A 12,089-nucleotide genomic window follows, 5' to 3' on the forward strand; every position below is an offset into this window, starting at 1 on the left:
CTGCCCCGAAACCCGGGAGTGAAATCATGTTGATACGAGACATACTGGACGAGACGAGCACGGCGATAAGTTTTGAGTTCTTTCCGCCGAAGACGGAGCGGGGATGGGACAATCTGTTCCTGAACATCTCCAGCCTGGTGCCGCTGCACCCGGCGTACGTGAGCGTGACCTACGGCGCGGGCGGATCGACCCGCTCCCACACGCACGAGCTGGTGACGCGGCTGCAGCACGACACCGATCTCACGGTGCTCGCCCACCTGACCTGCGTGGGCTCCACGCGCGACGAGATCGCAGAGATCCTAGACAACTATGCGGCCAACGGCGTGCAGAATATCCTGGCCCTGCGCGGCGACGCGCCGAACGACGCGGACGAGCCCGTAGTCACGCCGGAGAACGGCTTCGATCACGCCTCCGATCTCGTGTCGTTCATCAAGGAACGCCACCCGGAGATGAGCGTGGGTGTGGCCGGGTTCGTCGAAGGTCACCCCGAGACCCCGAACCGGCTCCGCGAAATCGAGCATCTCAAGGAGAAGGTCGAATGCGGCGCTGATTTCATCATCACACAGCTCTTCTTCGAAAACCGTGATTTCTACGATTTCAGCGAGCGCTGCAGTCTCGCAGGCATCGACGTGCCGATCATTGCCGGGATCATGCCGATCACTTCGCACAAGAATCTCGAAAAGATGGCCGAACTGGCCGCCGGTTCGCGCGTGCCGGCCCCGCTGCTCCGAAGCCTGCAGTGGGCGGAAGGCGGCGAGTACGTGCGCAACGTGGGCATCCACTGGGCCACGGAGCAGATCCGCGACCTGCTGCACCAGGGGGTGGCGGGCATCCATCTCTACACGCTGAACAATTCGTACGCCTCCGCGAACATCTGTGAATCGCTGGGGCTGCGGAGCTACGAAAGGGTGACCGCATGATCTCGACGCGCACAGAAAAGCTCACCCCGCTCTACGACTGCCATGTCGAAGCGGACGCGCGCATGACGCCGTTCGGCGGCTATCTGCTGCCGGTCACCTACGAAGGCATCCTGGCCGAGCACCGCGCGGCGCGCGAAGGCGCCGCACTGTTCGATACGAGCCATATGGGCGAGATCATGATCGAAGGCCCCGCGGCGATCGCGGATCTGGAGCGCCTGCTGAGCTGCCGCATCTCGTCGCTCAAGCCGGGCCGCTGCCGGTACGGGCTGATGTGCCGCCCCGACGGCGGCGTGCTCGACGACCTGATCGTGTACCGGTTCGGCAACGAAGCGTTCATGCTGGTCGTCAATGCCGGAACCCGCGTGCGCGACCTCGAATGGATCCGCGGCCACACCGCGGCGGAGACGCAGGTGAAGGACCGCTCCGACTCCACCGCGAAGATCGACCTGCAGGGACCGGACGCGCCGCGCATCGCCTGCGCGCTGCTCGATCCCGCACCGAACTCGCTCAGTTTTTTCTCCTTCACCCGCACGCATTTCCGGGAACATGAACTGCTCGTCAGCCGGACGGGGTACACCGGGGAGGTCGGTTTCGAATTTTATATCGACTCCGAAGCGGCCCCCCGGCTCTGGAACGCCTGCCTCCGGCAGGGCGCCGAACCCTCGGGGCTCGGAGCGCGCGATACACTGCGCCTCGAAGCCGGACTGCCGCTCTACGGCCACGAACTCACGGAAGAACGCAACGCCGGGGAGAGCGGATTCCATTTCGCGATCGACGACTCGAAAGCGTTCATCGGCGCGGACGCCATCCGGAAGCGCACCCCCTCCCGCGTCCTCTGCGGCCTCGAACTCGACGGCCGCCGCGCGGCGCGCGAAGGGTCCGCCGTGCTCGACACACGCGGAGCACAGGTCGGGACCGTGACCAGCGGCTCGTTCGCCCCTTCCGTCGGAAACGCGGTCGCCCTGGCCTACATCGACCGTCGCGCCGCGGACGGGCACTCGGCATTCAAGCTGGACGCCGGGCGGAAGACAATCGCTGCCGAGCGGTGCGACACGCCGTTCTACCGCGGCGGCACCGCTCGCCAGCCCCTGCAGCGGTTCCTCGAAACGGCACCGGCCTGAGCGCGGGGGAATCACCCGTTCCGTCGGACACCAACCCGTAAGGAGATCCCTATGGCACCCGAAGACAGAAAGTACACGAAGAGTCACGAGTGGGTCCGGACCGAAGACGGCCTCGCGCGCGTCGGCATCACCGATCACGCCCAGCAGGCGCTCGGGGATGTAACGTTCGTCGAACTCCCGGAACCCGGAACATCCGTAAGCGCGGGGGACGAGTGCGGCGAGATCGAATCCGTCAAGGCCGCCGGCGAACTCTACGCCCCGGTCTCCGGCACCGTGGGCGAGGTGAACCAGGCCCTGGAGGACGCCCCCGAAAAACTCAATGAGTCCCCGTTCGAGGAAGGATGGATCTTCACGCTCACGGATTTTGATGCCGGCTCCGCGGAGCTGATGAACGCCGGGGAATACGCGGCCTACGTCGAGTCACTCTGAGCGGATTGTATCTATGAATTATATACCTCATACCGACGATGATCGCGCGGCGATGCTGGAGGCCTGCGGGCTTGAGTCCGCGGACGCCCTGTTCGCGGCGATCCCCGAATCGCTCCGTCCGGCCTCGTGGAACCTTCCCGAGGGAAAATCCGAGCAGGAGATCGCCGGGGCGTTCGCCGGGCTGGCGGCCGCCGGCGAACAAACCCCGCCCTCGTTCATGGGCGCGGGATATTACGATCACTACATCCCGGCCGCGGTGGACGAGCTGTCCTCCCGCAGCGAATTCCTCACCGCGTACACCCCGTATCAGCCCGAACTCTCGCAGGGTACGCTGCAGGCGATCTACGAATACCAGACGCATATCTGCCGGCTCACCGGCATGGACGCGGCCAATGCCTCGCTCTACGACGGCGGGACGGCGCTCTTCGAGGCCTGCCGGATCGCTCTCCGCAAGGGGAAACGCAACCGGATCGTGGTCGACGGCGGCGTTCACCCGCAGCATGTGCGGATGGTCCGCACGCACGCCGAACGGCTCGGAGTGGAATGGGACGTCCTGCCGGCGCATCCCGGTCCGGCCGACCGCGAGGCCCTGATGGCGCGCGTGGACGGCGACACCGCGGCGGTCGTGGTGCAGAACCCGAATTTCTACGGGGCGATCGACGATCATTCCGACATCGCGGCCCGGTGCCGGGAACACAAAGTCCTGCTCATCCAGTCGGTCAACCCCCATGCGCTCACCCTCCTCAAGACCCCGGGCGAAACCGGGGCCGACATCGCCGTCGGGGAAGGTCAGGGCCTCGGCAATCCGCTGTCGTTCGGAGGCCCGTCCCTGGGCTTCATGGCCGCGCGCCAAAAGCTCGTGCGCCACATGCCGGGCAGGCTCGCGGGGCGCACGACCGACCGAGACGGGCGCGACTGCTTCGTCCTCACGCTTCAGGCCCGCGAACAGCACATCCGCCGCCGGAAGGCGACGTCGAACATCTGCACCAACCAGGCGCACTGTGCGCTGCGGGCGCACCTCTATCTCAGCCTCCTGGGCCGGGAAGGACTGAAACAGACCGCCCTGCTCTGCCACCGGCGCGCGCGGTATGCGCACCGCCGGCTGACGGCGATCGACGGCATCGAAACCGTCACGCCGGAACCCTTCTTCCACGAATTCGCGATCGGGCTTCCCCGCGACGCCGGGGAGGCGGTCGAAGCCCTGGCCGCCCGCGGAGTCATCGCCGGCGTTCCGCTGAAGCTCTACGACCCGGAACATCCCCGCCGGCTGCTCGTCGCCGTCACCGAAAAGCGGTCGAAGCAGGACATCGATCTGCTGGCCGCCCACCTGGAGGACCTGCTGTGAACCTGATCTTCGACAAATGCCGGCGCGGCGCGCGCGGCGTGAACCCGCCCCCGTGCGACGTCCCCGACGAGCCCGCCATTCCGGACAGCCTGAGACGGGCGGAGGACGCGCATCTCTGCGAACTCTCCGAGCCCGAAATCGCGCGCCACTTTCACGAGCTGTCCACCCGTAATTTCGGTGTCGACAGCGGCTTCTACCCGCTGGGCTCGTGCACGATGAAATACAACGCCAAGGTGCTCGAAGCGATCGCCCGCCGGCCCGGATTCGCCGGACTCCACCCGCTCCTCGCAAAGGTTGCCGGAGGCGGACCCTACGCCCAGGGTGCGCTCGAGGTCCTGGCCTCGCTCGAAGAACGCCTGTGCGAAATTACGGGCATGGGCGCCTATACCCTGCAGCCCCTGGCGGGGGCGCACGGGGAACTGACCGGCATGCTGCTGGTCGCCGCTTATCACCACGCCCGGGGCGATGCCAAGCGCACCGAAGTGCTGATTCCCGACGAATCACACGGAACCAATCCCTCCAGCGCCGCGACCGCCGGACTCGAGGTCGTATCGATCCCCACCGATCCCTCGACCGGTATGCTGGACCTCGCCGCCCTGAAGCAACACCTCAGCGAACGCACGGCGGCGGTCATGCTCACGAATCCGAACACGCTGGGCATTTTCCACGCCCATATCCGGGAGGTCGTGGCCTGTGCGCACGAGCAGGGGGCGCTGGTCTACTACGACGGGGCGAATCTCAACGCGGTGCTCGGACGCTTCCGCCCCGGCGATGCGGGCATCGACGTGGTGCACGTCAACCTCCACAAGACCTTCGGAACTCCGCACGGAGGCGGGGGGCCGGGCGCGGGTCCCGTCGGCGTGAACGGACGGCTGGAGCCGTTTCTGCCGGGACCGCGCCCCGTGCGCTGCGGAGACGGGCAAATACGACTGGAAGACGCCGGCGGGAAATCCATCGGCCCCGTCGCCCCCTTCTACGGTCAGTTCGGGGTCTGCCTCAAGGCGCTGGCGTATATCGAGCTGCTCGGCGGCGACGGACTGCGTGCGGTGAGCGAGGCGGCGGTACTGAATGCCAACTACCTGCGGCAGGCGTTGAAGGACGACTACGAGCTTCCCTTCGATCATCCCTGCATGCACGAGTTCGTGCTTTCCGCTTCGAGACAGGCCGCGAACGGCGTTCACGCCACGGACATCGCCAAGGGTCTGATCGAGGCCGGCATTCATCCGCCCACCGTCTATTTCCCGCTGATTGTCGAGGAGGCAATGATGTTCGAACCGACGGAGACGGAAAACCGTCCCACGCTGGATCGGTTCATCGACGTCATGCGCGCGCTGGCGCGGCGCGCGAAAGAAGACCCCGGATCGCTGCAGGCCGCACCGCGCAACACCGCGGTTTGCCGCCCGGACGAGACCGGCGCCGCACGCCGCCCGGACCTGTGTTCCGCGTAACCCACAGATACCACAGAGGATACCGGGTTCGGGCTGGGGGACGACCACGGATTACGCCGACCGCACGGATGCGGATCTACCTCGCGGAATCACCGGCTGCGGAGCATCCCGGGCAGTGCAGCGCTGGGGGGATAGGCGCAGAATCCGTTGACCGCATTGACGATGTCGATCATGAGGATCATGACCGACTGCTGGATTCCGGGTGCGGTCGACTCGCGCGGGCCGGCCACATTCAGAACGCACTCCGCGGGCGGCCCCTCCGCGCCGGACGGTCCGTCGAACCATCGTTTGACCTGCCGGACGGCGGCTTTCCGCTCCGTCTGCCGGAGATTGATATGGAGCCGGGGTTTTCGGTGAGCGTCCGCGAGGTCGAGGGTTTTCAGACTTCCGCCGGAGGGTTTGCCGAAGGTGAAGACCAGGGTGGCGTCGGAATCGACCACGTTGGCCTCCGTCCGCGCGGCATAGACCCCGGACTTCATCTCCCGCATCCGGTCGAACCGATCCGGGACCCGTCCTCCCTTCTCCGTCTTGCGCCCGGCGGGGACCCAGCCTCCGTGGGGCAGCGAGCAATACAGCGCGGCCTCCAGTGCCCCCTGATCGGCCCCGGTCTGCCCGCCGCTGACTATTTTTGCGATCGTCATATCCCCGTCAGCATCCCGATTAGGCGAGCGAGATGCAAGCAAGCGATTTCATCAACCGTTCAACCGGCTCGCCGGAGGTTCGACTCCGGAGGTTCCGGGGACATCCGTCAGCGGTTCGAGGGGGAGCCGGACGGTGAAAACCGATCCCTCGGCCTCCCGGCTTTCGAGGCGTATCTGGCCTGCCATCAGTTCTGCGAGCTGCTGGCAGATGGCGAGGCCGATGCCGGCTCCGCCGTGCGCGCGCGTGGAGGAACTGTCGCCCTGCGAAAAGCAGTGGAAGATCTCCTCCCGCTGCCGGGCGGGAATGCCGATGCCGGTATCTTTGACGCGGATCTGCACTGCGGTTTTTCCGGACGTTTCCGGGAGCCCTCCCGCGGCATCGACACTTACCGCGATCTCGCCGGAATCCGTGAATTTGACGGCGTTCTGCAGGAGATGGCGCAGGATGAGCGTGAGCGCGCCGGAGTCGCACCCGAACCATTCCGGCATATCCTCCGCGTAGCGCCAGCGAAGCCGCACGTCCTTGCCCGCGCTGCGCTCGCGGAAACCGGCGAGTACCGTGCACACGGTTTCGCGCAGGTTGACTTCCTCCCGCCGGATCTGAACCTGGCCGCTCTGCAGTTTCGACAGCTCGAGGATATCGGTGAACAGGTCCAGAAGGTTCTGTCCGGAGTCCTGGAGGAGGTGTACGTATTCATGCTGTTCTTCGCTCAATTCGGTGCGTTCGAGCATATCGGTGAGGCCGATCAAAGCGTTCATCGGCGTACGCACCTCGTGGCTCATGTTCGCCAGGAAGTCCTGCTGCAGGCGGTTCGCCTTCTCGGCCCGCTCCTTGGCCGTGCGCATATCCTCTTCAGCCTGCTTGCGCATACTGATGTCGCGCATGTGCAGGACGACGGCCTCTTCGCCCTGATGGCGGATGACGGTGCCGCTCACCTCCACGGCGATCGACGTACCCGAGGCGTTGTTTATCTTCATTTCCATCCACTGCAGCGATCCGTCGAACCACTCCTTGAACCGACGGGCGACCGCGCCGCGCTCACACACGGGCACGAAATCAAACAGGGTGCGGCCGACCAGCTGCTCCGCCGTCCTGCCGCAAAGCGCGCAGGCCGCGGGATTGGCCTCCCGGATCCGGCCGGCGGGGTCCTGCACGAGAATCGGCTCCGGTGAGCGGTCGAAAAGCAGCCGAAACCACCTGCGGCTCTCCTCGATACGCCGCTCCCACTCGCGGCGCTGGGAGATCATCAGATTGAGCGCCTCGGCCATGGCACCCAATTCGTCCTCCCGCTCCACATCCGCATGCGTGTCCCAGTTGCCGCAGGCGACCTCCCCGGCCACACGCGCCAGTTCATGGACGGGCGCGGTGATCTGGCGAAGCATGAACCAGGACACGGCACCGGTGACCGCGAAGACGACCGCACCCGTAAAGAGCACCAGCGAACCCCGCCGCAGAAAGACGACGGCCGGGATGCCCTCCTGCATCCACTGCCTCAGCTCCGCCGTGCCGGTGCCGGCCTCGACACCGTCCGGCGAGGCCAGAAAAACCCATGCACCGATGAGCAGCATGGCCATCAGCGCCACGAGAAACTGGTACAGCAGCAACCTTCTGGTCAGCGTCCCGACCATTACGGATACGATCTCCTTCCTGAACGCGCGCACGCCCAATCATGAGAGGAGCAGATCATATGCCGAAGCCGACGCGAACACCGGAAACATGAGTATACCGGTCATTTACGAACGGCTGCGCTCGGGAGGGCGCATCCGATCGGTGGGCGCCTCACTATTGAGAAACTTTTTCAGAAGCGAGAAACGCCTCGATCCGTTCCAGCGCCGCCCGGATGTGGTCCATGGAAGCGGCGAAACAGCAGCGTACGTACCCCTCGCCGCATTCGCCGAAGGCCGTGCCGGGGACCACGGCGACGTCCTTTTCCTCCAGCAGGCGCACCGCGAATTCCTTCGACGTCATACCCGTATCGCCGATCCACGGCATCATGTAGAAAGCGCCGTCGGGCCTCATGCACGGCAGCCCCATCGCCTCGAAGCGGGAGTGCATCACATTCCGGCGGCGACGGTATTCCGCGCGCATGGATTCCACATCCTCATCACCGTTCTCCAGCGCCTCGATGGCGCCCTTCTGGCTGGGGGTCGGGGCGCAGAGCATCGTGTACTGATGGATTTTCATCATGGCCTCGATCAATTCCGCCGGCGCGCAGGCGAAGCCGAGCCGGTAGCCGGTCATCGACCACGCCTTCGACATGCCGTGCAGATAGACCGTGCGCTCTTTCATTCCGGGCTGCGAGATCAGCGAACAGTGATCGCGATCATAGGTCAGCTCACCGTAAATCTCGTCGCTGAGCACCAGCAGATCGCGTTCGCGGGCGAACGCCGCGATCTCCGCCACATCCGCGGGCTCCAGGGCGGCGCCGGTCGGATTGTTCGGATAGTTGAGCAGCAGCAGCCGCGTCCGTTCACCGGTACATTCCTCGAGTCGGGCGCGGGTCACGCGGAACCCGTGTTCGCTTCCGGTTTCCACGGCGACGGGCGTGCCGCCGGCCAGCCGGATGACGGGATTGTAGGAGACGTAGGAGGGCTCGTGGTAGAGGGCCTCATCGCCCGGCTCCAGCAGAGCGCGCATCGCCAGGTCGAGCGCCTCGCTGACGCCGACCGTCACCAGGATTTCGGTCTTCGGGTCGTACTCCACGCCGGTACGCCGTTTCACGTACGACGATATCGCGCGGCGCAGCTGCGGAAGACCGAGATTCGAGCTGTAGCTCGTCGCCCCGTGTTCGAGCGCGAAGATGGTGGCCTCGCGCACACGCCAGGGCGTGGCGAAATCGGGCTCGCCCACGCCGAGACTGATCACGTTGTCGCGGGCGGCAACCAGCTCGAAGAAATCGCGGATGCCGGAGCGGGGCAGGTCGCGCACGACCCGCCCCACCCGATCACGGGGAGACCTGGAGTCGTTCATACTCGTCCTCGGAATGCATTAATACACCGTTCTGCTTATACGTCTTCAACATGAAGTGGGTCGCGGTGGAGTTGATCCCCTCGATGGTGGCCAGCTTGTCGCTCACGAACAGCGCGACCTCATGCAGCGTGCGGCCCGTGACGAACAGGAGCAGGTCGAAGGCCCCGGACATCAGGAACAGCGACTGCACCTCCGGGAAGCGGCTGATCCGTTCCGCGATCTCGTTGAATCCGTGCTCACGCTGGGGGGTGATCTTGACCTCGATCACGGCGGTCACTACATCGACGTCCAGCCGGTCTTCGTCGATCACGGCCTGATAGCCGCGAATGATCCCGCGTTGCTCATAATCCGCGATTCTCTGCCGGACATCCTCTTCGTTCGTGTCCAGCATCTGCGCGAGATTCTCGGGGGTCTCCAGCGCATTTTCCTGTAACAGGCGCAGCAGTTCGTCCATGGTCGCCATTCCTCCTTCCGGGGCCGCGGGTGCGCGGCTCGACAATGCTGTCGGAATGTGATAGCAGACCTGTCGCCGTAATGACGAACGAAAACTTGACCCGGAACCCCACCATGAAGCGCGATGAACAGAGGATGCACCTGGTCGCCGGAGCGCGGCGCGTGGTCGTCAAGGCCGGCACGCGTACGCTGGTTCAGCGCAGCGGGCGGCCGGACAGCCGGAGGATCGACACGCTGGTTTCGCAGCTCGCGGCGCTCCGGCGCGAGGGGCGCGAGGTCGTCGGCGTCTCCTCCGGCGCCATCGGGGCCGGGATCGAGGCGCTTGGATTGAAGACCCGGCCGGAATCGCTCCCCGAACTTCAGATGGCCGCGGCCGTGGGGCAGACCCGGCTCATGAGCCTGTATGAGAAGAGTTTCGCCCGCCGCCGCTGCCGGGTCGGGCAGATCCTGCTCACCCACGACGGACTCAAGGATCGCGAACGGCACCTCAACGCGCGCAGCACGCTGCTTCAGCTTCTCCATCACGGCATCGTTCCGGTCGTCAACGAAAACGACGTGGTCTCGAACGAAGAAATCAAGTTCGGCGACAACGATCTGCTGGCGGCGCTGGTGGCGATTCTGATCGACGCCGACGTACTGATCCTGCTGACCACGACGAACGGGCTTCGCGAGCCGCGAGCCGACGGGAAGACGCGCCGGGTGCGTGCGGTCGAGGCCGTGGACGAGAACATCCTCTCGCTGGCCGGCGGCACGGGCGACGGACTCTCTACCGGCGGCATGGCCTCCAAGCTCCGCGCCGCCGAGCAGGCGGCGCATAACGGCATCCCGGTGATCATTGCGGACGGACGGCGGCGCGACACGGTGACGCGCATCTTCGCGGGCGAGGATGTCGGAACCCTGCTGCTGCCCCGCAAGGCGACGCTGTCGAAACGTAAACGGTGGATCGCCTTTTTCAACCGCGCCCAGGGCCGGATCGTGGTCGATGAGGGCGCGGCGAAGGCGATCCGCACCGGCGGCCGAAGCCTGCTGCCGATCGGCATCCTGCGGGTCGAGGGGCGGTTTCCCGTCGGCGCGATGGTGAACGTGGTCGATCGGGAGGGGGCGCTGATCGCCCGGGGCCTGGTGGAATACGGCAGCGAGAACCTGGAACGGGTCAAGGGCATGAAGACGGCGCAGATCGCCGAGGCGCTGGGGTCGAGTTATTACAACGAAGCGATCCATCGCGACCATATGGTGGTTCTGGATCGGGGGGAGGAGCGGCATTATGAGCCTGCATGAAGAAATCCGCGCTGTGGGGGATGCCGCCGTGGCGGCCTCGCGCCAGCTGGCCAAACTCACCGCCCGGCGGAAAAACGTCATCCTCGAGGCGATGGCCGACGAACTGGCGAACCGCCGGGAGGAGATCGCCGAAGCCAACCGGCGCGACCTGGATGAGGGGAAGGAAAGGCAACTCTCCTCTGCCATGCTCGACCGCCTCGAACTCACCGACAAGCGCTTCGACGGCATGGTCAACGGTCTGACCAACGTGGCGGCGCTCAAAGATCCCGTGGGGTCCAAGATCTCGCGCTGGATTCGTCCCAACGGCCTCGAGATCAGGAAAATCCGGGTTCCGATCGGGGTGATCGGCATCATCTACGAGTCCCGCCCGAACGTGACCGCCGACGCCGCCGGCCTGTGCATCAAGACCTCGAACGCCGTGGTCCTGCGCGGAGGCAAGGAGTCGATCCACTCCAACCGGGCCATCGCCGCCGCACTCCAGGAGGGCGGCCAGAAAAAGGGCCTGCCGCCCGGGGCCGTGCAGCTCATCCAGACGACCGACCGGGACGCCGTGCGCGAACTGGTGCAGCTCGACGACTGCCTGGACCTGGTCATTCCGCGCGGCGGCGAAGCGCTGATCCGCGCGGTCACGGAGATGGCCCGGGTCCCGGTGATCAAGCATTACAAGGGGATCTGCCATACCTACGTGGATGCGGAAGCCGACCCCGAAATGGCATTGAGCATCTGCGAAAACGCGAAGTGTCAGCGTCCGGGGGTCTGCAATGCGATGGAAACGCTGCTGGTCCATAAAGACCTCGCGCCGACCTTCCTGCCGCGTATCGCGGAGCGGATGCAGGCTCGGGGCGTGGAACTCCGGGGCGATGAAACGGCGTGCGGCATCCTTTCCGATATCGCCGCGGCTTCGGAAGAGGACTGGTCCGAGGAGTATCTCGATATGATCCTGTCGGTCGCCGTGGTCGACGACGTCGAGGCGGCGGTGGCACACATCAACCGTTACGGATCCAGCCATTCCGATGCAATCATCACGAATTCGGACGCAGCGCGGAAAACGTTTCTCGCAGAAGTCGACTCCTCCACGGTGTACGTGAACGCATCCACCCGCTTCACCGACGGCGGGGAGTTCGGCATGGGTGCGGAGATCGGCATCAGCACCGATAAACTTCACGCCCGCGGTCCCATGGGGCTCGAGGAACTGACTACCTACAAGTACGTGATCACCGGCAAAGGCCAGATCCGGGAGTGAGTTTTTTTCTCTTGCAAACAGTACGGCTTTAAGTACCCTGCGTCGTTCACTCTGACGACGGGGGCGTAGCTCAATTGGTTAGAGTCCCAGACTGTCGATCTGGTTGTTGCGGGTTCGAGTCCCGTCGCTCCCGCCATTCAATCCTCCGCTCATGACCGACCGGCCGGCAGTCCGCCGCCTTCACTCTGACTCCAACTCTGCTTCTTACTCTCATTCTAACTCTAAGTCTGACTCTGACTC

General features: G+C 65.2%; 11 protein-coding genes and 1 tRNA gene. 8 read left to right on the top strand and 4 right to left on the bottom strand.

Going from position 1 to position 12,089, the window contains the following annotated elements:
• Positions 1-26: 26 nt before the first annotated feature.
• Genes metF through gcvPB form a run of 5 tightly spaced genes read left to right on the top strand, consistent with a single transcriptional unit; the run spans position 27 to position 5,263 of the window.
• Positions 27-920, top strand: coding sequence for a methylenetetrahydrofolate reductase [NAD(P)H] (metF, locus tag L21SP4_RS09890; protein WP_052882502.1), 894 nt, complete (start codon positions 27-29; stop codon positions 918-920).
• Positions 917-2,041, top strand: a complete 1,125-nt coding sequence (gene gcvT, locus L21SP4_RS09895; protein WP_052882503.1) for a glycine cleavage system aminomethyltransferase GcvT — start codon at positions 917-919, stop codon at positions 2,039-2,041. Before metF ends, gcvT begins: the two co-directional genes overlap by 4 nt.
• Positions 2,042-2,092: 51 nt before the next feature.
• Entirely contained in the window at positions 2,093-2,470 is a 378-nt protein-coding gene (gcvH, locus tag L21SP4_RS09900) for a glycine cleavage system protein GcvH (protein ID WP_052882504.1), read from the top strand.
• Between the two features lie 13 nt (positions 2,471-2,483).
• On the top strand, positions 2,484-3,815 hold the full coding sequence (gcvPA, locus tag L21SP4_RS09905) for an aminomethyl-transferring glycine dehydrogenase subunit GcvPA (RefSeq protein ID WP_052882505.1): 1,332 nt from the start codon (positions 2,484-2,486) through the stop codon (positions 3,813-3,815).
• Positions 3,812-5,263, top strand: coding sequence for an aminomethyl-transferring glycine dehydrogenase subunit GcvPB (gene gcvPB, locus L21SP4_RS09910; RefSeq protein ID WP_052882506.1), 1,452 nt, complete (start codon positions 3,812-3,814; stop codon positions 5,261-5,263). Before gcvPA ends, gcvPB begins: the two co-directional genes overlap by 4 nt.
• An 89-nt stretch (positions 5,264-5,352) precedes the next feature.
• Here the strand turns inward: gcvPB and L21SP4_RS09915 are convergent, their stop codons facing one another.
• From L21SP4_RS09915 to L21SP4_RS09930, 4 genes are all read right to left on the bottom strand, one after another.
• Positions 5,353-5,904 (bottom strand): putative molybdenum carrier protein, encoded by a 552-nt coding sequence (locus tag L21SP4_RS09915; RefSeq protein WP_052882507.1) that lies wholly within the window; start codon positions 5,902-5,904, stop codon positions 5,353-5,355.
• 51 nt (positions 5,905-5,955) lie between these two features.
• Complete coding sequence (locus L21SP4_RS09920) at positions 5,956-7,533, bottom strand: ATP-binding protein (protein WP_052882508.1); 1,578 nt, start codon at positions 7,531-7,533, stop codon at positions 5,956-5,958.
• A 154-nt stretch (positions 7,534-7,687) separates the two neighbouring features.
• Positions 7,688-8,875 carry a pyridoxal phosphate-dependent aminotransferase gene (locus L21SP4_RS09925; RefSeq protein WP_052882509.1) on the bottom strand — a complete coding sequence of 396 codons (1,188 nt, stop codon included), beginning with the start codon at positions 8,873-8,875 and terminating at the stop codon, positions 7,688-7,690.
• The gene (locus L21SP4_RS09930; protein ID WP_201774622.1) at positions 8,850-9,338 is read right to left on the bottom strand and encodes an Lrp/AsnC family transcriptional regulator; all 489 of its coding nucleotides are present in this window, start codon (positions 9,336-9,338) and stop codon (positions 8,850-8,852) included. The genes L21SP4_RS09925 and L21SP4_RS09930 overlap by 26 nt, the downstream gene beginning before the upstream one ends.
• 104 nt (positions 9,339-9,442) lie before the next feature.
• On the opposite strand from L21SP4_RS09930, the gene proB reads away from it, so the two are divergent.
• From proB to L21SP4_RS09945, 3 genes are all read left to right on the top strand, one after another.
• Positions 9,443-10,606, top strand: a complete 1,164-nt coding sequence (gene proB, locus L21SP4_RS09935; RefSeq protein WP_052882510.1) for a glutamate 5-kinase — start codon at positions 9,443-9,445, stop codon at positions 10,604-10,606.
• A complete protein-coding gene (locus L21SP4_RS09940) occupies positions 10,593-11,849 on the top strand; it encodes a glutamate-5-semialdehyde dehydrogenase (RefSeq protein ID WP_052882511.1) in 1,257 nt (418 codons plus the stop codon). Before proB ends, L21SP4_RS09940 begins: the two co-directional genes overlap by 14 nt.
• A gap of 59 nt (positions 11,850-11,908) precedes the next feature.
• Positions 11,909-11,985 (top strand) — tRNA-Asp (locus tag L21SP4_RS09945).
• The last annotated feature ends 104 nt before the right edge of the window (positions 11,986-12,089 follow it).

It is taken from the genome of Kiritimatiella glycovorans, assembly GCF_001017655.1.
In the GTDB taxonomy this organism is placed as follows: Bacteria; Verrucomicrobiota; Kiritimatiellia; order Kiritimatiellales; family Kiritimatiellaceae; genus Kiritimatiella; species Kiritimatiella glycovorans.